The organism is Vibrio orientalis CIP 102891 = ATCC 33934 (assembly GCF_000176235.1).
In the GTDB taxonomy this organism is placed as follows: domain Bacteria; phylum Pseudomonadota; class Gammaproteobacteria; order Enterobacterales; family Vibrionaceae; genus Vibrio; species Vibrio orientalis.
The window spans coordinates 942,824-968,476 of the sequence record NZ_ACZV01000005.1; the positions used below are offsets into that span (position 1 = coordinate 942,824).

The window sequence follows — 25,653 nt, forward strand, 5'->3', positions numbered from 1 at the left end:
TGGAATTCAGCATCAAGATATGCTGAGGCTCTACAAGCAACTTTAGCAACACATAAATATAGAGGAAATAGTGTGGAAATTTGGAAATTAATGCTCTTTATACCTGTGTGTTTTGCACTTAACATGACGCCTGGTCCCAATAACCTATTATCTATGAACAATGCACGTTGTTACGGTTTTAAATCTGCTTTGATCGCGGGCTTAGGTCGTATTGCGGCATTTTCTGTAATGATAGTGTTAGCGGCTTCCGGTTTGGCTGTTGTTCTATATGCGTCTGAGGCTTTATTCCTCACTATCAAAGTCATCGGCGCTACTTATTTATTGTGGATAGCTTTCAACCTGTGGCGCTCAGAGTCTAGCCCTGTTGGTGAATTCGATAACGGTCGCAACCAGTTAGGTTTAGCGAAACAAGAGTTTTTATTAGCCGCTGGTAATCCAAAGGCTATCTTGATCTTTACCGCGTTTCTTCCTCAGTTTGTTGATGTGTCTGCAAGCGTTAATGAGCAGTTTTTCGTTCTGGGTTCTACGTTCCTAATACTGGAAATGGGGGCGATATCGATCTATGCCATGTTTGGAATGTATTTGAGGCAATGGTTCACAAAGCCAAAAATGGCAAAGCGTTTCAATCGAGGTTGCGCTACCTTCTTAGCGATGTCAGGAGCAAGCTTGTTACTAAGCCGCCAACAATAAACTAATCAACATGTTTACAATGTTCAGCGAAAAGCTTTGAGCATTGGACGTTATGTAAATAGGGGGGAATGATGAGTTCAGAAAGTATTAAAAATGTAGTCTTTGACATCGGCAATGTGATGGTACGTTGGGCACCTTTGGAAATAGTAAAGCTAACATTCGGTGAAATCAAAGCTTCTGAGGAACTGGCGAAACGTATCTTTCAGTCTGAAACTTGGTTAGACCTCAATAAAGGTTTCATTTCTGAAGATGATGCCAAAGTGCAGTACAAGCGATTATTAGACTTGTCTGACTTGGAGTGTGAGCGTCTATTTTACTACGTTAAGCGAACTCAGATCCTTATTTATGGTTCAATCGACCTTCTTAAACGCGTTAAGTCATCAGGCTACAACGTTTATGCGTTAACAGATAATGTCCACGAAATCGTAGCCTACCTAAAATCAGAATATTCATTCTGGCCTTTGTTTGATGGCGCGACGGTATCGGCGGAACTTGGTCTCCTCAAACCGCAAGCAGAAATCTATCAATCCTTACTTAACCAACATAAGCTAACTGCATCAGAAACTGTATTTATCGATGATATGCCACACAATGTGGACGGTGCGAGGGCTGTTGGTATCGCAGGGATCCAATTTGAGAATGTAGATCAATGTGAAGAAGAGTTAAAAGCACTGGGTCTGTCTTTTTAGGCAGTGAATAAGTGCTTTAAAGAGAATTAACGTAGGTGAAACGAAAGGGAGCTTAGGATTGGTTAGCTCCCTATTTGGACGTTTAGCTTTGAGCGAATTTAACTCGGATCTTGCTCTTAGCTACGTTAGTCAGATTTAAGCTGTTTACAGCTGTTTTTGCTTCAGCTTCATCAGGCATTTCAAGGAAAGCGAAGCCCTTAGATTGGCCAGTTTCCTGATCTAGAACTAAATCACATTGGGTAACAGTACCGTGAGCAGAGAAGAGAACTCGAACTTCGTGTTCTGTGGTGGTACGCGCTAGATTGCGGACTAAAAGTTTCATAATATTTTGCCTAGTGTAAGTTGCAATCCAATTGTCTCAGGTATAGCGGTGTAAACCAAGAAGAGTTTGTATCCAACAAGAGGATAATGCACTTTAACAGCATGTTACCGAGTTTCTTAATGCTTGATATTATTTTATGTGGAGGAATTATGAGCTCATGTTTCAGAGCTCATAATGTTGGCTTAAGGGTGGGTAATGAGTTGCCCATCTTCATTGGTTAGAAGACTAGCCTTACCTTGTTCAATGAGTTGTGCGGCATAAGATGGCGTCACAGTTTGGATTTCACCTTTTTCTCTACTTACTAATGCTTCCCACGCTTGGTCTTTGTATTTTCCTGCTTGGGTGTACTGAATGAGTACTTTCATAGGTTCACGCTCCGGTGAGTTAGACGTGCTACTAACATTAGTGAATTTGCCTTGGTTGCGCACCTGTTAAATGTGAAACATAAGATTAACCAAATGGCGTTGTTTAGTTTTAATCGGCATTTGTGTTAAAGCTTTAATGTGAATGCACTATGTGTAGCTTTCAGGTAATAAAGCGTGACCGCTGTTTTCCGCGAGATAGACCAGCCCATCAATTACTCTGATTGGCGTTAATAGGTTGTCATCATCACAGCTATCTAGTTCGAATGTAAGGTAAAGGCGGTCAAGTTCAATCTTCAGAAATAAGTTCCCTTGTGGCGCTCTGTCTTGGGTTAAAGCGAACGCTCCAACACCAATAAAGTGCGAACTTTTCAGATTTCTTGTCGCGTAGATGTCACAACGTAGTTGGTGGGCGAGCGTTAAAAAGTCGAGAAGCAGGTTAATTTGGTCATCTGAAACGTTATCGAGCGCTTTCACATGCGGCTTTTTGCAGAAACGTTCTAAATAGTTAACCATTTCGTTGATATCGTTGTTAAATAGCATTGCAGGTTATCCGTGTTGTAAGCGTTGCGATTGTACCTTTGGCGTATCAACATAACAAAATATTTAGAACCATTTACAGATAACGAAAAAGGGTGGCCGACGCCACCCTTTGTTATATGGTTTATCAACCATTAATGGTGCAGAATCTGCGCCAAGAAGTTTTGTGTGCGATCCGACTGAGGGTTTTCAAAGAAATCAACTGGGTTGTTCTCTTCGATAATCTCACCAGCATCCATAAATATAACTCTATCGGCAACCTCTTTAGCAAAACCCATCTCGTGAGTTACACAAAGCATGGTCATGCCTTCTTCTGCGAGCTCGACCATTACATCAAGTACCTCACGCACCATCTCTGGGTCAAGCGCTGACGTTGGTTCATCGAATAGCATTACCTGAGGGCTCATGCACAACGAACGAGCAATAGCCACACGTTGCTGCTGACCACCTGACAACTGACCAGGATACTTATCAGCTTGGTCCGGAATCTTAACGCGCTCAAGGTACTTCATTGCAATCGCTTCAGCTTCTTGCTTTGGCATTTTCTTCACCCAAATAGGCGCTAGAGTACAGTTCTCTAAAACCGTTAGGTGAGGGAATAGATTGAAGTGTTGGAAACACATTCCCACTTCACGTCTAACCGCTTCGATGTTTTTTAGATCTTCTGTGAGTTCATTCCCAGAAACGAAGATGTGACCTTTCTGGTGTTCTTCTAAGCGGTTAATACAGCGAATCATCGTTGATTTACCTGACCCTGATGGGCCACAAATAACAATCTTCTCGCCTTTTTTAACGTCTAGGTTGATGTTCTTTAGTACGTGAAACTCACCGTACCACTTATTCATATCCTTTAGCTGGATCATGTAATCTTGTTGTTGCGTCATAATACGTCCTTGAGCTAATTATCGTTTGTGACCGGTGTGAAGTTTGTTTTCAAGCCAAATCGAATATCTCGACATGCCGAAACAAAATACCCAGAACACTAACGCGACAAATACATAACTTTCGGTTGCAAAACCTAACCACTCAGGGTCGGTGTTTGCTGCTTGACCGATACCGAGCACATCAAACATACCGATGATGAGTACAAGACTGGTATCTTTAAATAGACCGATGAAGGTGTTTACAATCGAAGGAATGGTGATCTTGAGTGCCTGCGGCAAAATGATCAGTCCCATCTTCTTCCAGTACGTAAGGCCTAGTGCATCAGCGGCTTCGTATTGACCTTTTGGTATCGCTTGCAGGCCGCCACGAACAACTTCAGCCATGTACGCAGCACTGAACATTACCACACCAACCAAAGCACGGATCAGCTTATCCGTTTCGGAACCTTCGGCTAAGAATAGCGGAAGCATTACCGATGCCATGAATAGAACGGTGATAAGAGGAACACCACGCCATACCTCAATATACACGGTACACATACTGCGAATAATTGGCATTTCAGAGCGACGACCAAGCGCAAGTGCTACGCCAATAGGTAGTGAAACAACAATACCGACAAGTGCAATAATCAGCGTGACAAGCAAGCCACCCCACTTGTGTGTATCTACAACCTCTAGGCCAAACACGCCACCGTAGAGCAAAGCAGCAATGATAAATGGATAGATGTTAACGAAGAACAACCAAATCCATAATCGCTTCGGTGTTTTCTCATAAGCAAGTAGCACCGTGAAAATCGCTAAGGTGATGTAAAACAGGCGAGGGCGCCATAGCTCTGCTTCCGGGTAGAAACCATACATGAACTGTTCCCAGCGCACGCTGATAAATACCCAACATGCACCTTCTCGGCTACATGCGTCACGCGTTGTACCCACCCAATCCGCGTTCAAAAATGCCCAGTCAAAGGTGTTCCAAAGCAGCATGAACGCGATATAGCCAAGAATAATAGTAACGACAGAGTTTACCGGACCATTAAATAGATTTTTGCGCAGCCAGCCAACCACGCCTACTGTATTAGCAGGTGGCGGTAGGTCAGGCTGAAATTGATGTACACTCATGCTATCTCTCCACTAGCGCTACTTTGCGGTTATAAATGTTCATCAGCGCTGATGTCAGCAAGCTGAGAGTGAGGTAGACACCCATTGTCATTGCGATGATTTCGATCGCTTGACCCGTTTGGTTGAGTGTGGTCCCTGCAAAAACCGAAACTAAGTCAGGGTAACCAATCGCCATTGCAAGGGATGAGTTTTTGGTTAAGTTCAAGTATTGACTTGTCAGTGGGGGGATGATGATTCTTAAGGCTTGAGGAATAACAACAAGCTTTAAGGTACGTGAACGCGGCAATCCAAGCGACATCGCGGCTTCAGTTTGACCATGGTTAACGGCATTGATACCAGAACGGACAATTTCTGCGATGAAAGAGGCCGTATAGATACTCAGTGCAAGCAATAGTGCAGCAAGTTCAGGAATGATACTGATGCCGCCACGGAAGTTGAACCCTTTTAGTTCTGGGAGCTCTGCTGAAATAGGTGAACCCATCAAAAAGTAAACAATGACAGGAAGCACGACACAAAGCCCAAGCGCTATGCGGCCCATAGGAGTTTGTTGACCTGTTAACTTCTGCTTGTTCTTAGCCCAAATACCGATGACGATCGATGCGATGAGACCAATGACAAATGTGGCGACAACGATCGACGAACCTTGTTCAAAAATAGGAGCAGGGAAGTACAAACCTCGTACATTGAGGAAAATGGCTTCGCCTAAGCTCAGACTTTGTCTCGCTGATGGCAGTGCTTGTAATACTGCAAAGTACCAAAAAAAGATTTGCAGAAGTAGCGGAACGTTACGGAATATCTCGATATAAACCGCTGCCAATCGACTAACTAACCAGTTAGATGATAAACGTGCGATACCCATGATAAAACCAATCACAGTAGCGAGAATAATACCGAAAAAGGAGACTAAAGCGGTATTTAGCAGACCGATGACGAAAGTTCGGCCATAAGAGTAGGTTTCATCGTATTCAATCAGCGTTAGGCCAATCCCAAAGCCGGCTTCTTGATCGAGGAAATCAAAACCCGTGGCGATACCGCGAGCTTCTAAGTTGGTAAGTGCATTATTGACAATCGTGTAAAAGAAGAAAACAAGTGCTGCAATCGCAATGATTTGGAAAACAACAGCTCGAAAGGTGGGATTGTATATAAGGTTCGCGTTCTTAGCCGGTCCGTTATCCGCGCTAGACGCTGCATTAGTAGGTTTCATACAACTATAACCTCAAATCCATTTTATATTAAAAAGGGCGGCCAAAACCGCCCATTTTGGGTTGTAACTATAAAAGTTAACGGATTGGTGGAGCGTACATGAAGCCGCCTGCATTCCACAGAGCGTTCACGCCACGAGAGATTTGTAGAGGTGAACCTTCACCTACTGTACGCTCGAAGCTCTCACCGTAGTTACCTACTTGTTTAATTACTTGGTAACCCCAGTCGTCACGAATACCTAGACCTTTACCTTTAGGGCCATCTACACCTAGGATACGTTTGATGTTTGGATCTTTAGACTTCAGCATTTCGTCGGCGTTCTTAGATGAAATACCGTACTCTTCTGCGTTCACCATTGCAGCAAGTGTCCACTTAGCAATGTTAAACCACTGATCGTCACCTTGACGTACTACTGGGCCTAATGGCTCTTTAGAAATGATTTCAGGTAATACTTGCGCTGAAGAAGGGTCTTGAAGGTTTAAGCGAAGAGCGTAAAGACCTGATTGGTCAGTAGTTAATACGTCACAACGGCCAGCATCGAAACCTTTAGATGTTTGAGCTGCTGTATCAAATACAACTGGCTTATAAGACATACCGCTATTACGGAAGTAGTCTGCTAAGTTAAGCTCAGTTGTTGTACCAGACTGAACACAAACAGAAGCGCCATCTAGCTCTTTCGCGCTTGTAAGGCCAAGATCTTTCTTAACCATGAAGCCTTGACCATCGTAGTAGTTAACACCAACGAAGTTCAAACCAAGTGCTGTATCACGGTGCAGTGTCCATGTTGTGTTACGAGAAAGCACGTCGATTTCACCAGATTGCAGTGCAGTGAAACGCTCTTTTGCTGTTAGAGGAACGTATTTTACTTTTGTCTTATCGCCCAATACTGCAGCTGCAAGACCTTGACAGTATTCTACGTCGATGCCTTCCCATTCACCTTTAGAGTTAGGGTTAGAGAAGCCTGGCAAGCCAGTACTTACACCACAAGTTATAAAGCCTTGTTTAGTTACTTTATCAAGCGTGCTATCTGCTGCAGAAGCGCTAGTAGACATCAATGCAGTAGATGCTGCTACAACTGAAGCAAGAAGTGTTAGTTTATGTGCCATTTGTATCCTTCCTGTATGATCCGTGTTAAATCGAGATTTTTCGATGCAACGATTAAGCTCTGTTGTGTTTCTTTATTTGTTTGGTTGCAGTGCTCTTTATTGAGTCTTTGTTAAATCAACCAGTTATAAGCGTAGGAAAGGAATTGTGTTTTCACAACTCTATAATTTAAAAAGATTTTTGAATGAACTCACATTTCCTGACAGACATTAGAATGGCGAAATGTTATGACAATGTAAACAGTGTATAAGTTCACAAAATGGCAATGACAGACTGGTGTGATAAAATTATCAATGATTTTAGGTTTGAAAATTATACAATCCATACAGTTCTGGAATATCTGACTAAAGATCGTTGAAAATTTGGTTATATGTTGGTCGGGTGAAAGATTGGGCATCTACGTTTTGACTTGTTTTTGGTAGTATCAGTAGAACAGCCCCTTATACACATCAAGGAATGAAATGCAGTATTTTCCTCTATTCGTGAATTTGAACCATAAACCCGTATTAGTCGTAGGTGGTGGAGAAGTCGCGAGTCGTAAAGTGGATAGCTTAGTTAGGGCAGGAGCGAGTGTGACGATCGTCTCCCCTCAAGTTGAAGATTATCTGAGTCAGTTGATCGATAAAGGCGAGTGCCAGTGGATTCAAGGTTTCTATTCTGAAGAGTTGCTTGAGACGTCGTACGTGCAGGTTTGGGCGACAACAGATAACCCGAGCTTAAATCATCAGGTACATCGTGATGCGAAACGAAAGGGGATTTTAGTCAATGTTGTCGACGACTTGCCTTATTGTGACTTTATTACTCCTTCGATGATTAACCGAGGCCGCATTCAACTGGCGATTTCCAGTGGCGGTGCAGCGCCTGTGCTGATCCGTAATATGCGTGAGAAGATAGAAGCGGTACTACCTCAGAACTTATCGTTGCAGGCCGATTTTGCTGCCTCTAAGCGTAATGATATAAAAGAAAAACTGCCTACCGTCGACGAGCGCCGTAAGTTTTGGGAAATGTTCTTTGCACGCCCTGATGTTGATAGTGCCAGTAGTCATGCTTGTCTTGAAGCGGCGTATCAAAAAGCACTAGAGGCAGGTTTTAGTCGTAAAGGCTCGATGACCTGGGTCGAATATGGCCATGATGTCGAGCTATTAACATTAAAAGCGTTACGACTGATGCAACAGGCTGAAATTGTCTTGTTCGACAGCCAATGCCCGTTTGCCTTTGTTGATCTGGTCAGGCGAGATGCCGAGCGTATAGAGTTCGCGAATCAAGCAGACTTATCAACACAGATAGAAAGCGCGAAGAAAGAAGATAAAAGGGTGGTGGTGTTACTTGCACCCCATTCGACAAACGTGACTTTTATACAAGGCACAGACACCATCATCTCACTCGGAAGCCAAAAATAAAAAAGGCCAGATACGAAAACGTATCTGGCCTTTCTATTTGGACTAGGCGTAGTTAGTCACGGAAGTTATCGTATTGGAACGGTTGGCCAAGCTCTGCATCGCGAATAAGTGCAATAACCGCTTGTAGGTCATCACGCTTTTTACCCGTTACGCGAACTTTCTCACCTTGAATCGAAGCTTGAACTTTCATTTTGTTGTCTTTAATTAATTTAACGATCTTTTTCGCCATTGGCGTTTCGATACCTTGTTTAAAGAGAACAATTTGATGCCAATTTTTGCCAGTCGCTTCTTCGCCTTTTGCTTCCATTGAACTTGCATCAACGCCACGCTTTGCTAAGTTTCCGCGCAAAATGTCACGCATTTGCTTAAGTTGGAAGTCGCCCTCAGCGTTCAATCTAACGGATTCGTCTTTTTGCATTTCAAAAGAGGCTTCAACACCACGGAAATCAAAACGAGTTGAAAGCTCACGTGAAGCATTATCGACTGCATTGCGAAGTTCTACTGAATCGACTTCAGACACAATATCAAATGATGGCATGTAGGAATCCTTTTAATTATGAACGGGCTTTAACAGCGTTAGCTAACATTTCAAGCATGGTACTTGTATCGTCCCAACCTAGACACGGGTCAGTAATAGACTGTCCGTAAGTTAGGTTGTCGAGGTCAGTCATCGGCTGATTGCCTTCAAGGATGAAGCTCTCTGCCATAATACCCGCAACCTGATTCTTACCTGACTTGATTTGCTCACAGATATCTTTAGCGACATCCAATTGCTTACGGTGCTGCTTCTGGCAGTTAGCATGGCTGAAATCAACAACTAAACGCTCTGGTAAACCGAATTCACCAAGTTGTTTACAGGCAGCGTCTACTGATTCTGCATCAAAGTTAGGACCTGTCTCACCACCACGTAGAATCACATGACCAAATGGGTTACCACTGGTGCGATAAACCGTCATGCGCCCGTTTTTATCCGGAGAATAGAAATAATGCGATGCGTGAGATGCTCGAATTGCATCAATGGCGATTTTAATGTTGCCGTTGGTACCGTTTTTAAACCCAACAGGGCAAGATAGCGCAGAAGCCATCTCACGGTGGATTTGTGATTCAGTCGTACGTGCACCAATCGCGCCCCAAGTGATGAGATCAGCAATGTACTGACCAGTAATCATATCGAGGAACTCAGTCGCAGTTGCTAGGCCAAGCTTGTTGATATCAAGAAGCAATTTACGCGCTTTGTGCAAACCAGCTTCAAGAGCGTAAGAACCGTCGAGATTAGGATCGGTAATCAGACCTTTCCAACCTACAACAGTACGTGGCTTCTCAAAGTAAGTACGCATAACAACAAAGAGCTCATCTTTGTATTGCTCTTGAATCGCAGCGAGACGCTCAGCGTAATCGATAGCTGCTTCTGTATCATGCACTGAACAAGGGCCGACGATTACCAATAGGCGTTGGTCTTCCCCTGAAAGAATATTTTCAATTTGACGACGTGACTGTGCAATGCGCTCTGCGACTTCGTCCGTAATCGGATGCGCGCTTCCTAGTTCTGCCGGAGTTGGCATTGGACCCAGTGGTTGGGTTCTTAATTCATCGGTTTTAAGTGGCATACCACAGCCTGTATTTCTATTTCGAAGCGGTAAAGATAGCGGAAACGAACCTAGGAATAAACCACTTATCGTCAATCTTATCTCTATCGGTGTGTAAATCTGAAAAATTATGCACTTACGTAAAGTAAAAATGCGGATCTACCCTTGTGTTAGCGTAACTCGAACGGTATGTTGAAGATTATAAACACAACAAAATGTTTGCACGGAGCAGTAATGAATCAAAATAGTTCGAGCAGTTTGCATCCTTCATTAAACATTGGCGAGTTTCTGCCAAAATTAGATACGGAATTTGAGGGTTCTCATCTGTTTGTATCTTTGTCTGAGTTAATTCTAGAGCATGTTTTTTATCACCCTGCTTATATGGAATCTAAAGAACCTTTGGACGAAGTAGAGGCCGCTTCTATCAACGCGATCTTAGGTGGCTTAGATGTTGAAACACACTTCGTTTCGACGTTAACGAACCAGATTCTGTCAGCAGTTAAGCCTAATCATACCGTCGTTCGTGTAAGTTTGAGTGGCGCAGATAGCGACAGTTTTAGCTCGCTACTAGGTGGTAACGTTGATTTGCAAGAAACGAACCCAGCACTTGGTGTTAGAGGCGTATCTCGATTTGCCGCGCAACCATTTAACCGTCAGTTTGCACTCGAGTGTAAAGTGATTAAGGTGCTGCAAGCACAAGATTGCAATGTAGAGATCGTGGTGCCTTTTGTACGCGGGCTCTCTGATGCGGCTAAAATCATTGATTTGTTGGCAGAGCAGGGGCTTCCTCGCGGTTTGAATGGCTTAAAGGTGCTGTATACCGTTGATGTACCAGCAGGAGCACTACTTTCCGAAAGATTGTTGCATTACTTTGATGGCGTAGTGGTTAACTTAGAAAATCTAGCACAATTTACACTGGGCATTGACCGATTAAGTGAAGAGCTTGAATACTTGTTTGATCCTCAAAGCGATGCCGTTATCCAACTGATTGAGCAAGTGGTGAAGTCAGCGCATGGCAGCAATAAGCCTGTTGTTGTCTGTAGCAATGCACTTGAACAATATGCTCGCATTCAAGAGTCAGTAACAGACTACGATAATGTGGATGCGGTAGTGACACTGTAACCTAGTCGACGTTGGCAGTTCACTGTTTTATAAGGCCAATGTTAACAAAATGTTGACATTGGCCTTTATTCATTATGAACTAGTTGCACATTCACTGGTCGGACTAGTCTCATGTTATCTCCGCTTACTAAAGCAAACCTATACCTCAACTTCTTTGGTTTTTTCAAAGTGCCATTCATATGGTTAGCAAGACCAAAAATTCTTCATCTTGATAACGAGCGAGTCGAAGTCAAAATTCCGATCAGACGACGAACAAAGAACCATTTAAACAGCATGTATTTTGGTGTGTTAGCCGTTGGGGCTGACGTTGCTGGTGGTTTTATGGCAATGAGTAAAGCGCAGGATAGCGGCAGAAAGGTCTCACTAGCCTTTAAAGCTGTAGAAGGACAGTTTTTAAAGCGTCCTGAAGCTGACGTTCATTTCATCTGCGAAGACGGCAAACAGATCGATCAGATGCTGCAGCGAACGTTCGATACCGGAGAAAGAGTGAATGAAGCGGTAAAAATTACCGCCATCTGTCCATCACTTCATGGCGATGAACCCATGGCGGAGTTTTATCTTACTCTGTCACTGAAGCGAAAGGGTGATTAACCTCTTCGACTTCCATTTGCTCGACAGCGACAATTTTGCTTCGGTTTAAGACAATCTTCCAACGGTAATAAGTGACTTGACCGTTGTGATTGTTTTCTCTGGCAATGAGGTTGATTAAGTGGCGTTTCTCTACCGATTCGCGGCTTACTTGACCGTTGTTATGGGTGTAGACCTTGTTCGAGCCTTTATCCATCAAACGAGTGAGCTCTCGCATACTGACCAAGAGTGATTCTCTGGTTTCTTCATAACCACTCATGAACTTCGATGTCGACATCTCAGTCTTAGAGCTATAGTGGAGAATTTGTTCCTCTCTCTGAACCACGCGCTTCTTTCGGATTGACTTGATGCGATCGGGTAATTTATCTAGAACCTTATAATCAAGCCATTCAAGTTTTTGCCCAACGGCTTTTTTGGTGGTCGGGTCTAAGTACAATTTGCGCCACTTAGGACGTCCTTTTCGGATCCAACGCCACATCACATCGCGAAGGTCATCTTTGAAAATTTCGCGTAGCGCGTAAACGAATGACATTAAAACAATGAACGAAGCGGTAATCTCACCCCAGTAGTCGCGCGCGAGAATTGCCGTAATGGTAACGAACACCATGACAAACCCAGTAGCTCCGCCTTTAACGACACGTTTCATGTTTTTGCCTAATGACTGCGTCTTTTCTTGTAACACAACAGGGTGTTCAATCAATCGTCGTAGCAAGCGCATCTTATTACTCAATCGCGTTACGTCGTCACGTACGCTTTTGGAGTTGTAGTTATTTAGTTTTCGATGGGCGGCTTCTTTTTCGACGATGGCCAGTAAGCTTTCTTTTAGGCTTTTATATTCGCTATCACGTGGCATGTGTGCCACCAGCGACATCAAGCGTTGGCCAGTGTACCAAGACAAGTAGTTATCGATATTGGCGTAGTAGCGCTTTAAGCTTTCTTCATAAGGAATACCACGGCGCAGTTTCTTGAGAATATCGAGAGATAACTTAATCACCTCGTCGACTTCGTCTGTAGTGACGCTCTCTTTATTGTGCTTATTGAGCTCGTTGACTGCTTTGTCTAGAGCGATCACGTATTGATAGGCGAAGAGACTCAAGCTTACGCGGTATTGAGTTGTAGAGAGTCGGCCTCGTTTGGCGAGTCGACTGTGTACCAAGGGTAAGAGCGTTTTGTCACTGTAATAAGCGCGTTTTTGAGTAATAGACTCGTAGTAGAACTCACTCTCTTTGATAACGTCAGAGGACAGCCCGAGTTCGCCAGGGACGAAAAAATACAAGTCAAGGTCTGACTTTTTAGTTGCTGCCATTGCATGTGAAATCTTGAGAGTTATGCCGTCCTGCTTATCAACAGTTAACAATTAATGCTCCTAAAAAAAGTACTAAATATCTGGCGCAAGCATAACAGAGATTCGCTATAATCACCGCAAATTTAACAAGAGACAGTTGAAATGATTAAAGTTGGTCAGATTAACCACTTAGAAGTTGTAAAGACAGCCGATTTTGGCGTATTCCTTGATGCGGGGGATTATGGCACAACCTTACTACCAAACCGTTTTGTTCCTGAAGGTACAGAAGTCGGTGGTTTTGTTGATGCGTTTTTATACTTTGATTCTGACAGTCAGTTAGTCGCCACAACTGAAACTCCAATCGCTCAAGTGGGTGAATGGGGTCTTATGAAAATTGAGGGCGTAAATGCGACGGGCGCATTTGCAGATTGGGGTATCAAAGGTAAAGACCTTCTTATTCCATTTAGTGAGCAGCGTGCTCGCTTTTCTGAAGGCCAGAACGTATTAGTTTACGTTTATACAGACAAAGCGTCTGGGCGCATTGTTGGTACAACTAAGTTTAACAAGCTATTAGACAAAACGCCGGCCAACTACTCACGCAACCAGCAAGTTGACTTAATTATCGCTGAACGTAGTGACTTAGGCTATAAAGCGATTGTTGAAGGTGAGCACTGGGGAATGATCTTTAAGTCTGATGTGTTTGGTAAGTTGTTCATCGGTAAAAAGCTCAAAGGCTACATTAAGAGCATTCGCGAAGATGGCAAAATTGACCTGTCACTGCAAAAGATTGGTGTAGAGAAGATGGACGACTTGAGCCAGAAAGTGATGGATTTGCTTGAGAAAAAAGGCGGCTTTCTTCCATTGAACGATAAGTCTTCACCAGAAGCGATCTTTTCGGCGTTTAGAACCAGTAAAGGCACCTTCAAAAAGACCATTGGTGGTCTATACAAACAAGGCAAGATTGTTATCGATAAAGAAGGTATTCGTTTAGCTTAACGACGCTCTTCTCAGCCTTAAGCCGTCGTGTTGTGCGGCTTAAAAAAAGTGGCCCAAAGCTGATCCTGCTATGGGCCTGGGGAAGGGCTCACACTGAGCCTGCGCTAATTGGTTGATATTTCAAATCAATAAAATAATTGTAGTACAATATCTGGAGTTTGCGCGGCTTGTGTAGAATTTCATACTAATGTTTTACGGTTTAGAATAGGTTTTTATCTCTTACCAGCTCTCGTGGCAAACCATTCTTAATACGATTTCCGACCCATTTTCCTAAGCCAATCACATCGTTATCAAACTTTACGAACACTTCACCTTTACCTGAAAGCTCAGCAGGGCGAACGTCTCGTCCCATAAACCACTCTCGGGCATCATCAATAGAAAGTGCTACACACATAGACTCTTCGCCAGTGGCAAGCGTCGTCGCGACTTGGTGCTGCCAACGGTAACCTTTCTTATGAGCCTCGGCGATTTTTATCCCCATACGTGAAAAACGGAACTCACCAAGCATAGGCTCTAATGCACTCGGGAATAGCCAAACATCATTGTCACGTAACCAAATTGATGTGTCGTCAGGCAGTGAAACACCTAACGTATCTTTTAACTGTGTAGCAATGTCGTTTTCAATCTTCGCGCTTGCTTTCTCAAACGGAAACTTACCTAAACGTTTTTTAACTTTTGGTGCATCGACAGAGCCTGTTTTACGAATTTTAGCGACAAAGAAGCCTTCACAATCGTATACCTGTGGGAAAATGTGTAGGAAGCCTTCTTCGGTTAGCGATTTTTCCGCACCGGTAAATAGATCGGCTAGGCTTTCGAACTCAACAAGGTCGCCAAAGGTTTCTTTTAGGTGGAGACAAACCTGCTGATTTTCTTCAACACTAAGAGTACAAGTCGAGTAAACCATGACACCATTTGGCTTGAGTGCATGGAACGCGCTTTCGATAAGATCCTTTTGCGTCTCTGCAATAGAGAGCACGGATTCTTTATTCCAGTTTTTCATCGCGTCGGCGTCTTTACGAACGGTGCCTTCACCAGAGCATGGAGCATCGATAAGTACGGCATTAAATTGTTCCGGTAGCCAGCCACCAAAGACACGCCCATCGTAGTTAGATAGGGCTGTATTACGAACGCCACAACGTTCAATGTTCGCATGCAGTACTTTTACTCGGCTGGCAGAAAACTCATTGGCGACTAACACACCTGCGTTTTCCATTTTCGCCGCAATTTGAGTGGTCTTTGAACCCGGGGCTGCTGCCATATCGAGTACTGATGTAAAATCATCACCTTGGTTATCAAACAGCGCTGCAACCGGCATCATTGAGCTAGCTTCTTGAATATAGAATAATCCAGACATGTGTTCTGCGGTGTTACCTAACGGCACTTGCGATTCATCTGCTTCAATCCAGAAGCCTTCTTCACACCAAGGAACGGGTTCCAGTTGCCAACCTTTACTTTTAGCTCGTGTTAGGAATGCATCAATCGAAATCTTTAGCGTGTTGACGCGAATACTTTTACGCAGTGGACGTTGGCAAGCGGCGATGAAGTCTTCCATATTAAGGTTAGATGGAAGAATCGCTTCAATTTCGCTGAGGAATTCGGCTGGAAGATATACGTTCTGATGCAAGGTTCTGTCTCTACAAGCTTGAAAGGGCGATGATTATAGCCAATTAATAAAAAAAACGCAGCGATTAGGCTGCGTTTTTCTTAATGATTATGGTTTAGGAATGGCGGTTCTCCATGCCTTCCAGTTTTCTTCTGCTTTCGCATTGAGGTAGAAGGTATGGCCGTGTTTTGCGATAGGCTGCAATTGGCTTTGCTCTGGAGTAGAGAAGGAGATCCCCCCACGAACAAGGCTGTCGAATGTTCCCGCCTTAATGTTCGCCCCGGTTAGCCCTATAGAGACATCGACGCCAGACGCATTCCAAAAGACACTGTTTTGTCGAACTAGATATGCGTACTCAGGACGGATAACAATGTTAGACACGATGCGATCCGCAAATTCGCCCAGTTGTACATGTGTTACTTCGCCGACTTCGATATCACGGTAAAGCACCGGTGTACCGATAGCAATTGAGCCTCTCGATTCGCTTTGGAGCGTAAACTGAACACCCTTAGTTGCTTGTTTTGTCTTGTGTAGAGTAAAGGTATTTTTCGTTTTGCCTTGACCCGGTTGAACACTGATCGATTGAGACAGCAAGTTTTGGATGTTTTTCACGCCACGTAAGCCGACTTCAGCTTTCGGTAACCAGAAGTATGAGCCTTCAGCAGCGATAGAGTCAGTATATTCCGGTAGAATACGAGCTTTAACCTCGACGCTTTGACGCTTAAAGTTCGGCACGACCAGTGTTACTTCACCCACTTTGATTCCGTTGTAATTGATCACTGTTCCTTTCGAAAGCGTATTTTCACCTTCGAAGGTCAACGTGATCACCTGACCAAACTTGCGAGCAGTTTTGAAATCATCATAAAGTATCCATTTACCATTTTGCTTATTGTCGACACCAGGCAGAGAGTCAAACGCAAGGCCACCTTGAATAAGCGATTTTAGTGGCGCAGCTTTAACGCTCACACCTGCCAAACTCGCATCTATTTCAACGCCGGAGCGGTTCCAAAAAACGGTTTGCTCAGTCACAAGGTGTTTATATTGGTTCTCGATGCTTGCTGTGATGATTACGCCTCCGTCGACTAAGTAAAAATCTGAAATACTGCCGACTTGTAAGTTGCGATATAAAAGTGGGCTACCTTTACTGATCGGTGGCAGTTCGTTGGCAAACAAGGTTAATTGGGTAGAGCCTGACATATTGTACTTGGCTAACTCGGCCAATGACTTACTTGGGTAAAGCTTGTATTCCTTTAAAGGTGACTCTTTACCTTCACTGACAAAGCTAATTGATCCAGTTAAAAGCTGTTTTGCCGGTGGAACTGTGATGTTTAATCCAGATTCAGTCAGTTCTGCGCTCGCACTTCCCGTGACAAAGAAGCGATTTTGCGATTTGATCAGCGAAGCGTAGGTGCTGTCGATCAGAATATCGAAGTGGACTTTATCTTTATCAAGGCTGACCTGGGTAACTGAGCCAATACTAATACCTCGATAGAGAATATTCGCGCCTTTATCAAGACCAAAAGAGTTGTCCGCAACGAGTTGTAAAGATACCGAACGCGCTTGTTGGCGGTTGAAGTCATCTTTACGGATTGCACTAAAGGCACGCGAGCGGTCACCTTCACCAGGAACAATTGTTAAGAAGTTACCTTTAACAATGTTTGCAATGTTCTCAACACCAGAAAGTGATACTTTCGCTTCTTCAAGTATGAAGCGGCTTCCTGTCGTTAACATATCACTAAATGCAGGTTGAATAGCGGCAGAAGCGACGATTTCTTCACGACCTTCGTTTAACTGCAGGTCCGTGATTTGGCCAACTTCTAAGCCTCTATACATAATAGGGGCCCCTGATGCGCTGATATTACTGCCGTCAGGTAGGGCAATTTTAATCGCAATACCGCGTCCGGCTGTTTTAATATCTTTATAGAGTCTAAATAACGTATTGTCCGCGACAGGGTTCCCCCCATCTGGTGAGTCAACGGCGATTGAACCGCCGATCAGTGCGCTTAAACTTTCTAAGCGAACATCGACACCTTGAAAGCCAATGTTTGCGCCGATACCGCTCACGTTCCAGAAGCGGCTGTCGTCGGTAATAATATGGCGATATTCGTCTTGAATTGAAGCTTGAATGATGACGTTTTTAGATTGTGAGTCGAGTTGATAGCTGTAGACTTCACCAATAGGTATCTTGCGATAAACGATTTGAGAACCGACAGAGATACCGCCAAGATCGCGCGATTTCAGTGAAATATTGAGCCCCTCAGAAACCAGTAGGTCGGATGGCGCTCGCTCTAAAGCGGTAAATTTTGTCTCTGGTTCAGAAGGGTTGTTGCCCGGTGAAATTGCGATGTAGTTACCGGAGACAAGTGCGTCTAGGCCTGATATACCAGAAAGGCTCGCGGTTGGTTTTACCATCCAAAAGCGTGTTTCCTTGGTTAGAAGCTTGGTCGCTTCTGGGTAAATATCGGCGTCAACATAGATACTTTGAAGATCTTCCGCTAAGTTGATGTCTTTGACCATACCCACTTCAAGGCCTTGGTATCGGATTGTTGTTCGACCAGCAATCAGGCCTTGAGCATCGGAGAAATAGATCTGTACTCGTTGCCCTGCATCTTGAACAGCTTTAAACACTAACCAACCAGCAAGCACCATGGTGATTATCGGCAATAGCCACAGTGGCGAAATCCCTTTATTGCGCTTGATATGTGGTGAATACGAGTTTTGAGTGGGAGATGAATTACTCATTTATAGACTCTTTTTGTTTAACTTCATCAGGGTAGTTATCCCAAATTAACCTTGGATCCATACTTTCAGCGGCCAGCATGGTCAAAACAACCACCAAACCAAACGCTACAGCACCATAGCCGGGAGTAAAGTCGAGTACTTGGCCACGATCGACTAGGGTCATCATGATGGAAATAACAAACAGATCCATCATCGACCAACGTCCAATCCACTTAATCACAAAATAGATAAACATTCTGTGTTTGTGATAGATCTTTCTTTTGAATTGTATCGCCAGTAACAAATATGAGAGTCCAATAATTTTAGCGACCGGAACGACGATACTAGCGACAAAGATGATCACAGCAATACCAATCATGCCACTGTTTACAAGTGATGCGACACCAGAAAAAATGGTGTCTTCTAGACGTTTACCGTTAGTCAGAAGAATCGAAATTGGAATTAGGTTAGCAGGGAAGATAGCGATACTCGCTGCGATCAGATATGCCCAAGTTTTCTGGATTGAATTTGGCTTACGATGGTGAATGGGGCTATCGCATCGTACACAGAATTCACCCTCGGGTTGGGATAAATGACATTGGTGACAGTGTAGCGTTTTCTCTGTCAGGAGGTAGTTATCTTCAGGGTGGAAGGCCTCCCAGTAACGACGAACACTCACGCGAGTAATCAATAATATAGTTGCGACTTGGAGCAGAACTAGGCCGATAAGGCCAGGCCCAACATAGATGTCAGAATAATCCTGAAGTTTAAAACAAGAGATGGCGATACTGACGAGGAATACATCAATCATTACCCAGTTTTTAAGATGCTGAATAATGGAAAGTGAATATTTGAGCAGTTTAAAAGCGCGATATTTCAGCGCGATATGTGCGGTGACGACAGAGCTACACACCAAGAGTGGCGCGATAGAGCTACAAAAAATGATTAAGATCGAAAGTAAAACAAACCCTTCACTAAACAGACTCATGACACCTGAAGGCAGTGTGGCAGGGATCATCATCCCAAATAAACGAATACTGATAAAATCGAAAAAGTGAGAAGGTATAAATAGCAGAAGGCACGCGACGGCGACGGCAAGGTTTCCGGAAAGAGAAGGGGTGCCGCCTCGATACAGATGAGTGTTGCAACGCGGGCAATGGGCGCTTTTGCCTTGCTCGACATCAATAAGGTCAACCGGAAGCTCGCAGCCGTGACATAACCTTACGGATGCAAGTTTGCTAGAGTGTGCATGAAGCTTAGAAGAGGAGCTCATCGCTTCTCTCCTAATTGATGTAGATTGTTTGGGCTAAGCGTGTGTTTGCACGTTCCCATATAAGGTTTGATATAAGCCTTGTTGTTCAACCAACTCTCCATGCGTACCCACTTGCGCGACTTGACCATCTTCCAGAACATAAATTAGGTCTGCTTGTTTAACGGCAGACAAACGATGTGCGACGATCAAGGTTGTACGACCTTTTAAAAATTCAGTAAGCGCTTTGTGCAATGCGGCTTCAGTCGCTGTATCAAGCGCAGATGTTGCTTCATCAAGAATAACAAACCTTGGATTACTCAACACCATGCGAGCAATGGCTAAACGCTGCCTTTGCCCGCCAGATAATCGAATGCCGCTGCGGCCGATTTGAGTTTCAAGCCCATCGCTCAACTGATTAATCACATCTTGCATTTGGGCGATTTCAAGCGCGCGCCATAGCTGCAAGTCATCATATGCTGAGCCTAGCGTCAGATTATGCCTTAAAGTGTCATTAAAGAGTATAGGCTGTTGTAATACAACGGCTATTTGTTCTCTAATTATGTCAAAACTAATTTCGTCAGTGGTGTGACCATTAAACTTAATTAAACCAGAGTCTTGCTGATAGACGCCGATGAGTAGCTGAATGAGTGTCGATTTACCTCCGCCACTGGCACCAACCAGTGCGACTTTCTTACCCGCAGGGATGGTTAAGCTCAGGTCAGATAAGACTTTGACTTCTTCATTATATGAAAAGTTAACATTTTGGATCTCAATATCAACTTCACGGTCATCGGTAAATGGGTTGACCTGACTCACTGGGCGGTGTTCTTCTTCAAGATCTAATAGGGCATTGATACGTTTTAGCGCAGCTTTAGCGCTGTACCAAGAAAACTGGATACCTAATAGCTCCTGAACGGGTGAAAGCATAAACCATAAGTAACCGAATACTGCGAAGATTTGACCAATAGTGAGATCGCTAAACAGTACCATCAACATAGCGACGGCCCGGAATAATTCAAATCCTAACAGAAACAGTAAGAAAGAGACGCGTCCAGCAGCCTCTGATTGCCAAGCGTATTTATCGGCATCGCGGCGTATTTGATCGGCTTGGCCTTTTAATTCATTGAGGAATTCACGTTCTCGGTTAGCAGCGCGCAGCTGATAGATACCATCTAGTGTTTCAACTAAGCGGTTTTGAAAACGTTCGAACGATTGGTTCTCTCGTTTTTTAAGGTGTTTGACCTTGCTACCTAATTTACGAGAGAAGTAAATGACAACAGGGTTCACCAATAGGATGAACAGGCCTAAACGCCAATCTAGCCATAAAAGAACGCCTGCGGTGCCGATGACCGTGAGTAGGCTGATAATAAATTTACTTAATGTCGAACCAATGAACTGATCAATGGTCTCAATATCGGTAATTAAGTGAGCATTAATGCCACCGCTACCTCGGGTTTCGTATTGACGAATGCTGATGCGGCCAAGCTTATCAATCATTTTGCTGCGCATCTGGTAGGTAATGGTTTTTGAGACTAGGGTAAATTGACGGCTTTGTACGATACTCAAAGCTTGGCTGGCACTACGCATTATGACAACAAGCAGTAGTGTGAGAAAAATGTAGCCCGTCGGTGTTTGCATAGAAGTAGGCAACACCATGTCCATAACAGCAAGGCCTGACCCTGGTTGATCCAGAAGTACCTCATCGACCATTAATGGCATAAGAAGAGGAATAGGCACACTAATCAAGGTGGCTAATAAAGCAATCACATTGGCAAATATTAGCTTTGATTTGTGCTTTTTTACTTGTGTTATCAACCAAGAACGGCTAATAGTGTTGTGATTATCTATCATTATAATGAGAATGCTTACTATTTATGGTTTGCGGCGATTGTACGCAGATTCATGCTAGAAGTCTCTAATTTTCAAATGGAATAGTAGGACGTATAGACCTTATGAAAATAGAACATTTCCAACGCTTAACCAAGCAAGCGATCGCACTTATTGAATCGGAAACGGATCTAATTGCTAACTTATCGAACATTAGTTCACTCCTAAATATGGAGCTTGAAGAGTTAAATTGGGTTGGCTTTTATTTAATGAAGGACGATGAGTTGGTGCTGGGGCCGTTTCAAGGTAAGCCCGCTTGTGTGCGAATTCCGGTAGGGCGAGGAGTCTGTGGTACTGCGGTGGCACAAAATCGTGTTCAGCGCATTTATGATGTCCATGAATTTGAAGGTCACATTGCTTGTGACGCGGAAAGTAACTCTGAGATAGTGATTCCATTTTCTATCAATGGTCAAATCGCTGGCGTTTTAGATATTGATAGCCCAAAAGTAGGCCGATTCAGCGAAACTGACGAGCAAGGACTGACTTTTTTGATGAGTGAAGTAGAAAAGCTGCTTAATTCACACGCTATCAAGGCATAAATTGATTATTGAGTGTGGTTTTTCGCTTGCAGGTCACTATAATACCTCAAATATTTATACTTAATGCTCGCGGACATGCCGCAATAACCAGGAATCCACATGGAAAACACTGAAAAGTTAAAAAACAGCAAAGAAGTTATCGCATATATTGCTGAATGTTTCCCTAAGTGCTTTACTTTAGAAGGTGAAGCTAAGCCACTTAAAATTGGTATTTTTCAAGATCTTGCGGAGCGTCTAACTGACGACCCGAAAGTAAGCAAAACTCAACTTCGTGCAGCGTTAAGACAGTACACTTCATCATGGCGTTACCTTCACGGTGTTAAGCCTGGTGCAGTACGTGTAGATTTAGATGGCAACCCAGCAGGTGAGCTTGATGAAGAACACGTAGAACACGCAAAGACTGCACTAGCTGAAAGCAAGGCTAAAGTGCAAGCTCGTCGTAAAGAGCAAGCTCAGAAAGCTCGCGAAGAAGGTAAAGCTAAAGCGAAACCAGCGGCGAAGAAGCCTCAAGCTCGTCGTCCGCAACAGAACAAAGTACAAAAGGCCAGCAAGCCAGTAGAGACGCGCGCTCTGAACGCTGACGAAGTAACAGTCGGTAATCAAGTAAACGTAAATATGGGCAAAGGAAATATGGCTGCGACTATCGTTGAAATCAATAAGGAAGATGTGCGTGTTCAGCTGACTAACGGCCTACAAATGGTTGTAAAAGCGGAGCATTTACGCGCATAAAGGAGATACTCCTACGCATGAAATGCCGTTCAAAATTGTCGCTGATTGCTGCTAGCCTATGGCTAGCAGCTTCTTCAGCCAATGCTCTAGAAGCAAATATCACTCTTGAGGACTTACCAGTCCTTACTCCTGAAGCTCAGCATGAGACAGCAAGCAAACGTGTTACGTCTCGCTTTACTCGCTCTCACTACAAACACTTCTCGTTAAACGATCAGTTTTCTCAGGCTATTTTCGAACGTTATATCGAAATGCTTGATTTCAATCGCAATATCTTTACTCAAGCAGATATTGACTCATTCAATAGTTGGTCAGCAGGTATTGATGACCAATTGAAGTCGGGTGATAACCAGATCGCATTCGATGTTTACAATCTTTCTATCAAGCGTCGTTACGAACGTTTCCAGTATGCGTTAGGGCTGCTAGATAAAGAGATGACTTTTGATAGTGATGAGACAATCGAACTTGACCGAAGTGAAGAAGCTTGGCCACAAAGCACGGCTGAACTTGATGAGTTGTGGCGCAAACGTGTGAAATACGATGCGCTTAACTTAAAGCTGACGGGCAAAGATTGGAATGAGATCAAAGAGGTATTAGGTAAGCGTTATAACAATGCTCTTAAACGCCTTAGCCAAACGCATAATGAAGATGCCTTCCAGCTATACATGAATGCATTTGCGCGCGAAGTAGATCCTCATACTAGCTATCTTTCACCTCGTAGTGCCGACCAGTTCCAAACAGAGATGAACCTGTCTCTAGAGGGGATTGGCGCAGTACTGCAAATGACTGATGATTATACGGTTATTCGTTCTCTTGTTGCTGGTGGCCCTGCGTCTAATAGCAAACAACTTGCCGAAGGTGATCGCATCATAGGTGTTGGTCAAGATGGTGAAGATATTGTTGATGTTATTGGCTGGCGTCTCGATGACGTTGTTCAGTTGATCAAGGGACCGAAAGGAACCAAGGTCAACCTGCAAATCTTACCTGAAGGCAAGGATGTTAAGGCTGAAGTCATTACCATCGTTCGAGATAAGATTCGTCTTGAAGACAGAGCAGTCAAATCTGAAGTCATTGAAAAAGACGGCAAGAAGATTGGTGTTCTAGAAGTACCTAGTTTCTACGTCGGCTTAGCTAAAGATACAGATAAACTTATCGGCGAGCTTAAAGAAAAAGGCGTTGATGGCATTATCGTTGATTTACGTAATAACGGTGGTGGTGCATTAACTGAAGCGACGGCACTTTCCGGCTTGTTTATTACAAGTGGACCCGTTGTGCAGGTGCGTGACAGTTACGGCCGCGTCAATGTTAACAGTGATACTGATGGTAAAATTAGTTACCAAGGTCCACTGACTGTCTTGGTGAATCGATACAGTGCCTCAGCATCAGAAATCTTTGCGGCAGCGATGCAAGATTATGGTAGAGCTATCGTTCTGGGTGAAAACTCATTTGGTAAAGGTACCGTACAGCAACACCGTTCATTGAATCATATCTATGATCTGTTCGATAAAGAGCTAGGTTACGTTCAATATACTATTCAGAAGTTCTACCGCATTGATGGCGGCAGTACTCAGAATAAAGGTGTTGCACCAGATATCGCATTCCCAACAGCTGTTGACCCAAGTGAAACGGGTGAAAGTGTTGAGGATAACGCGCTACCTTGGGACAGTATTGATAAAGCGAAATACGAAGTGTTACAGCGTAACGAGCCTTTGGTCGGTAAACTGGCCGCCAAGCACCAAGTTCGTATTGCGAAAGATCTCGAATTCCGCTTTATCGCAGAAGATATTGAAAAGTACAAAGCTGAAAAAGACGATAATACTTTGTCATTAAACGAGAAGACTCGTAAAGCTGAAAGCGATAAAGCTGATGAGAAACGGCTTGAACGTATAAATCAGCGACAAAAAGCACTTGGTGAGAAAACCTTTAGTACTTTAGATGATGTACCAAAGGATTATGAGGCACCAGATGCTTATTTGGATGAATCTGTAGCCATTATGGTTGATATGATTAAATCTTAATAAAATGAGTAAGATAAAAAGCGAGCTTCCAAAGCTCGCTTTTTTTATGGAAATAATTTATGTGATTTAGATCGAATTTTTCGCTAATTATTGAGCCTGTGCCTAAGCTTAAAGAAAAGAGTGAGGGGCGTGCGATGAGATTGATTGGATTGATATCACTGATTATATGTTTTTCAGTATTCGGCAATGAGAGTCGTGATAACAGCGATTTAACGCAGTTTGATCAGCCATTCTTAATAGGTGACTGGTACCTCGTAAACCCTAATCCTGAGGAGTCGCAAGAAAATTTCTTAGCCATTAAGCTTACACTTGACTCTAACTATAGTTTTAAAATAGATATTCAAAAAAGGGATTACTCTGTAGACCATTGGGAAGGGCTCTATACCGCGAGCGATGACACTCTCATTCTTGGATTAAACACATCAGAGCCACAAATTTACGAGTACTCAGCCAACCATAACTTATTAAATCTTAACGGTGTTGTGTTTACTAAAGCACTATCGAATTCGTTAGCGGGTATGTGGTCAAGTGCCAAACTTGGAGGTGATGATCTTTCGGCCAGTGAGGTCCACCAGCTAGATCTCATCCTACAACCAGATTTTGTGTTTATGTTCCGAGTGAGTAATGACGACGGGGCGGAAGCCATTCACAGAGGTGTTTATTATACCGAAGGGGAGCACCTTGTTTTGTTATATGAAAATGGCGAGCATGAGACGAAGTACACATTGAATAGTGACACCTTAACCTTGGAAATGGAACAAGGAGCGATGTACGCCGTCTTGAATAGAATTCGATAACCACTACTTGGCGCAATAGTGTGAGGTTTGATGACAATATAGACAAATAGTTTGAGTGTTACGTCAACAATAGACAAAAAACGAGGTATTTCCGTAGAGAGCCTCGTTTTTTTCTATTTAGAGTTGTAAGCTAACACGCAACAAATGAAGGCAGCTTTTATCTGCCAATCTCTATACACAATTCATATCATCAAGACTCCTTGGTGAGCACATCAATGAATTT

The 25,653-nt window shown here is 43.5% G+C and carries 24 protein-coding genes; 10 read left to right on the forward strand and 14 right to left on the reverse strand.

The annotated features are described in order from the left end of the window. Positions 1 to 72: 72 nt before the first annotated feature. Positions 73 to 690: a LysE family translocator gene (locus VIA_RS15110; RefSeq protein ID WP_004416934.1), complete on the forward strand. Its 618-nt coding sequence runs from the start codon at positions 73 to 75 to the stop codon at positions 688 to 690. A gap of 71 nt (positions 691 to 761) precedes the next feature. After that, positions 762 to 1,379, forward strand: coding sequence for an HAD family hydrolase (locus tag VIA_RS15115; protein ID WP_004413973.1), 618 nt, complete (start codon positions 762 to 764; stop codon positions 1,377 to 1,379). 82 nt (positions 1,380 to 1,461) lie between these two features. Here VIA_RS15115 and VIA_RS15120 read toward each other — a convergent pair whose 3' ends face one another. The 7 genes from VIA_RS15120 to VIA_RS15150 form a co-directional block, all read right to left on the reverse strand. Beyond that, positions 1,462 to 1,701 (reverse strand): RNA recognition motif domain-containing protein, encoded by a 240-nt coding sequence (locus VIA_RS15120; RefSeq protein ID WP_004413975.1) that lies wholly within the window; start codon positions 1,699 to 1,701, stop codon positions 1,462 to 1,464. Positions 1,702 to 1,883: 182 nt separating this feature from the next. Continuing rightward, the gene (locus tag VIA_RS15125) at positions 1,884 to 2,066 is read right to left on the reverse strand and encodes a hypothetical protein (RefSeq protein ID WP_004413977.1); all 183 of its coding nucleotides are present in this window, start codon (positions 2,064 to 2,066) and stop codon (positions 1,884 to 1,886) included. Between the two features lie 147 nt (positions 2,067 to 2,213). Beyond that, positions 2,214 to 2,606 (reverse strand): hypothetical protein, encoded by a 393-nt coding sequence (locus tag VIA_RS15130; protein WP_004413979.1) that lies wholly within the window; start codon positions 2,604 to 2,606, stop codon positions 2,214 to 2,216. A gap of 131 nt (positions 2,607 to 2,737) precedes the next feature. Continuing rightward, positions 2,738 to 3,487 (reverse strand): amino acid ABC transporter ATP-binding protein, encoded by a 750-nt coding sequence (locus VIA_RS15135; protein ID WP_004413981.1) that lies wholly within the window; start codon positions 3,485 to 3,487, stop codon positions 2,738 to 2,740. A gap of 18 nt (positions 3,488 to 3,505) precedes the next feature. Then, positions 3,506 to 4,603 (reverse strand): amino acid ABC transporter permease, encoded by a 1,098-nt coding sequence (locus tag VIA_RS15140; protein WP_004413983.1) that lies wholly within the window; start codon positions 4,601 to 4,603, stop codon positions 3,506 to 3,508. 1 nt (position 4,604) lies between these two features. Continuing rightward, a complete protein-coding gene (locus tag VIA_RS15145) occupies positions 4,605 to 5,807 on the reverse strand; it encodes an amino acid ABC transporter permease (protein ID WP_004413984.1) in 1,203 nt (400 codons plus the stop codon). A 76-nt stretch (positions 5,808 to 5,883) separates the two neighbouring features. Further along, positions 5,884 to 6,912, reverse strand: coding sequence for an amino acid ABC transporter substrate-binding protein (locus VIA_RS15150; RefSeq protein WP_004413986.1), 1,029 nt, complete (start codon positions 6,910 to 6,912; stop codon positions 5,884 to 5,886). 459 nt (positions 6,913 to 7,371) lie between these two features. Here VIA_RS15150 and VIA_RS15155 point away from each other — a divergent pair, with 459 nt between their 5' ends. Continuing rightward, entirely contained in the window at positions 7,372 to 8,310 is a 939-nt protein-coding gene (locus VIA_RS15155) for an NAD(P)-dependent oxidoreductase (RefSeq protein WP_004413988.1), read from the forward strand. A 52-nt stretch (positions 8,311 to 8,362) separates the two neighbouring features. Here the strand turns inward: VIA_RS15155 and VIA_RS15160 are convergent, their stop codons facing one another. After that, a complete protein-coding gene (locus tag VIA_RS15160) occupies positions 8,363 to 8,848 on the reverse strand; it encodes a YajQ family cyclic di-GMP-binding protein (RefSeq protein ID WP_004413990.1) in 486 nt (161 codons plus the stop codon). A gap of 16 nt (positions 8,849 to 8,864) precedes the next feature. After that, on the reverse strand, positions 8,865 to 9,917 hold the full coding sequence (locus tag VIA_RS15165; protein ID WP_004416933.1) for a 3-deoxy-7-phosphoheptulonate synthase: 1,053 nt from the start codon (positions 9,915 to 9,917) through the stop codon (positions 8,865 to 8,867). A gap of 213 nt (positions 9,918 to 10,130) precedes the next feature. On the opposite strand from VIA_RS15165, the gene VIA_RS15170 reads away from it, so the two are divergent. Next, positions 10,131 to 11,018, forward strand: coding sequence for a putative PEP-binding protein (locus VIA_RS15170; protein ID WP_004413993.1), 888 nt, complete (start codon positions 10,131 to 10,133; stop codon positions 11,016 to 11,018). 111 nt (positions 11,019 to 11,129) lie between these two features. Then, the gene (locus tag VIA_RS15175; protein ID WP_004413995.1) at positions 11,130 to 11,609 is read left to right on the forward strand and encodes a DUF4442 domain-containing protein; all 480 of its coding nucleotides are present in this window, start codon (positions 11,130 to 11,132) and stop codon (positions 11,607 to 11,609) included. Here the strand turns inward: VIA_RS15175 and VIA_RS15180 are convergent. Continuing rightward, the gene (locus VIA_RS15180) at positions 11,578 to 12,963 is read right to left on the reverse strand and encodes a hypothetical protein (protein ID WP_004416931.1); all 1,386 of its coding nucleotides are present in this window, start codon (positions 12,961 to 12,963) and stop codon (positions 11,578 to 11,580) included. The genes VIA_RS15175 and VIA_RS15180 overlap by 32 nt on opposite strands. Before the next feature lie 90 nt (positions 12,964 to 13,053). Between VIA_RS15180 and VIA_RS15185 the strand changes: the two genes are divergently transcribed. Further along, positions 13,054 to 13,887: a CvfB family protein gene (locus tag VIA_RS15185; protein WP_004413997.1), complete on the forward strand. Its 834-nt coding sequence runs from the start codon at positions 13,054 to 13,056 to the stop codon at positions 13,885 to 13,887. Between the two features lie 199 nt (positions 13,888 to 14,086). Here VIA_RS15185 and rsmF read toward each other — a convergent pair whose 3' ends face one another. From rsmF to VIA_RS15205, 4 genes are all read right to left on the reverse strand, one after another. Beyond that, a complete protein-coding gene (gene rsmF, locus VIA_RS15190) occupies positions 14,087 to 15,511 on the reverse strand; it encodes a 16S rRNA (cytosine(1407)-C(5))-methyltransferase RsmF (protein WP_004414000.1) in 1,425 nt (474 codons plus the stop codon). An 87-nt stretch (positions 15,512 to 15,598) separates the two neighbouring features. Further along, the gene (locus VIA_RS15195) at positions 15,599 to 18,232 is read right to left on the reverse strand and encodes an MlaD family protein (protein ID WP_004416929.1); all 2,634 of its coding nucleotides are present in this window, start codon (positions 18,230 to 18,232) and stop codon (positions 15,599 to 15,601) included. Continuing rightward, the gene (locus tag VIA_RS15200; RefSeq protein ID WP_004414004.1) at positions 18,225 to 19,484 is read right to left on the reverse strand and encodes a paraquat-inducible protein A; all 1,260 of its coding nucleotides are present in this window, start codon (positions 19,482 to 19,484) and stop codon (positions 18,225 to 18,227) included. The genes VIA_RS15195 and VIA_RS15200 overlap by 8 nt, the downstream gene beginning before the upstream one ends. A 33-nt stretch (positions 19,485 to 19,517) precedes the next feature. Further along, positions 19,518 to 21,314 carry an ABC transporter ATP-binding protein gene (locus tag VIA_RS15205; RefSeq protein WP_004414006.1) on the reverse strand — a complete coding sequence of 599 codons (1,797 nt, stop codon included), beginning with the start codon at positions 21,312 to 21,314 and terminating at the stop codon, positions 19,518 to 19,520. A 101-nt stretch (positions 21,315 to 21,415) separates the two neighbouring features. On the opposite strand from VIA_RS15205, the gene VIA_RS15210 reads away from it, so the two are divergent. From VIA_RS15210 to VIA_RS15225, 4 genes are all read left to right on the forward strand, one after another. After that, positions 21,416 to 21,889 (forward strand): GAF domain-containing protein, encoded by a 474-nt coding sequence (locus tag VIA_RS15210; RefSeq protein WP_004414008.1) that lies wholly within the window; start codon positions 21,416 to 21,418, stop codon positions 21,887 to 21,889. 99 nt (positions 21,890 to 21,988) lie between these two features. After that, positions 21,989 to 22,618, forward strand: a complete 630-nt coding sequence (gene proQ / locus VIA_RS15215) for an RNA chaperone ProQ (protein ID WP_004414009.1) — start codon at positions 21,989 to 21,991, stop codon at positions 22,616 to 22,618. Between the two features lie 17 nt (positions 22,619 to 22,635). Next, positions 22,636 to 24,633, forward strand: coding sequence for a carboxy terminal-processing peptidase (gene prc, locus VIA_RS15220; protein WP_004414011.1), 1,998 nt, complete (start codon positions 22,636 to 22,638; stop codon positions 24,631 to 24,633). Between the two features lie 134 nt (positions 24,634 to 24,767). After that, positions 24,768 to 25,430, forward strand: coding sequence for a hypothetical protein (locus VIA_RS15225; RefSeq protein ID WP_004414012.1), 663 nt, complete (start codon positions 24,768 to 24,770; stop codon positions 25,428 to 25,430). The last annotated feature ends 223 nt before the right edge of the window (positions 25,431 to 25,653 follow it).

What these genes read in the sequence shown, in the direction of transcription:
- VIA_RS15115 (WP_004413973.1), top strand. Translation starts at nt 762, where the DNA reads ATGAGTTCAGAAAGTATTAAAAATGTAGTCTTTGACATCGGCAATGTG.
- VIA_RS15120 (WP_004413975.1), bottom strand. Translation starts at nt 1,701, where the DNA reads ATGAAACTTTTAGTCCGCAATCTAGCGCGTACCACCACAGAACACGAA.
- VIA_RS15125 (WP_004413977.1), bottom strand. Translation starts at nt 2,066, where the DNA reads ATGAAAGTACTCATTCAGTACACCCAAGCAGGAAAATACAAAGACCAA.
- VIA_RS15130 (WP_004413979.1), bottom strand. Translation starts at nt 2,606, where the DNA reads ATGCTATTTAACAACGATATCAACGAAATGGTTAACTATTTAGAACGT.
- VIA_RS15135 (WP_004413981.1), bottom strand. Translation starts at nt 3,487, where the DNA reads ATGACGCAACAACAAGATTACATGATCCAGCTAAAGGATATGAATAAG.
- VIA_RS15140 (WP_004413983.1), bottom strand. Translation starts at nt 4,603, where the DNA reads ATGAGTGTACATCAATTTCAGCCTGACCTACCGCCACCTGCTAATACA.
- VIA_RS15145 (WP_004413984.1), bottom strand. Translation starts at nt 5,807, where the DNA reads ATGAAACCTACTAATGCAGCGTCTAGCGCGGATAACGGACCGGCTAAG.
- VIA_RS15150 (WP_004413986.1), bottom strand. Translation starts at nt 6,912, where the DNA reads ATGGCACATAAACTAACACTTCTTGCTTCAGTTGTAGCAGCATCTACT.
- VIA_RS15155 (WP_004413988.1), top strand. Translation starts at nt 7,372, where the DNA reads ATGCAGTATTTTCCTCTATTCGTGAATTTGAACCATAAACCCGTATTA.
- VIA_RS15160 (WP_004413990.1), bottom strand. Translation starts at nt 8,848, where the DNA reads ATGCCATCATTTGATATTGTGTCTGAAGTCGATTCAGTAGAACTTCGC.
- VIA_RS15165 (WP_004416933.1), bottom strand. Translation starts at nt 9,917, where the DNA reads ATGCCACTTAAAACCGATGAATTAAGAACCCAACCACTGGGTCCAATG.
- VIA_RS15170 (WP_004413993.1), top strand. Translation starts at nt 10,131, where the DNA reads ATGAATCAAAATAGTTCGAGCAGTTTGCATCCTTCATTAAACATTGGC.
- VIA_RS15175 (WP_004413995.1), top strand. Translation starts at nt 11,130, where the DNA reads ATGTTATCTCCGCTTACTAAAGCAAACCTATACCTCAACTTCTTTGGT.
- VIA_RS15185 (WP_004413997.1), top strand. Translation starts at nt 13,054, where the DNA reads ATGATTAAAGTTGGTCAGATTAACCACTTAGAAGTTGTAAAGACAGCC.
- VIA_RS15195 (WP_004416929.1), bottom strand. Translation starts at nt 18,232, where the DNA reads ATGAGTAATTCATCTCCCACTCAAAACTCGTATTCACCACATATCAAG.
- VIA_RS15200 (WP_004414004.1), bottom strand. Translation starts at nt 19,484, where the DNA reads ATGAGCTCCTCTTCTAAGCTTCATGCACACTCTAGCAAACTTGCATCC.
- VIA_RS15205 (WP_004414006.1), bottom strand. Translation starts at nt 21,314, where the DNA reads ATGATAGATAATCACAACACTATTAGCCGTTCTTGGTTGATAACACAA.
- VIA_RS15210 (WP_004414008.1), top strand. Translation starts at nt 21,416, where the DNA reads ATGAAAATAGAACATTTCCAACGCTTAACCAAGCAAGCGATCGCACTT.
- proQ (WP_004414009.1), top strand. Translation starts at nt 21,989, where the DNA reads ATGGAAAACACTGAAAAGTTAAAAAACAGCAAAGAAGTTATCGCATAT.
- prc (WP_004414011.1), top strand. Translation starts at nt 22,636, where the DNA reads ATGAAATGCCGTTCAAAATTGTCGCTGATTGCTGCTAGCCTATGGCTA.
- VIA_RS15225 (WP_004414012.1), top strand. Translation starts at nt 24,768, where the DNA reads ATGAGATTGATTGGATTGATATCACTGATTATATGTTTTTCAGTATTC.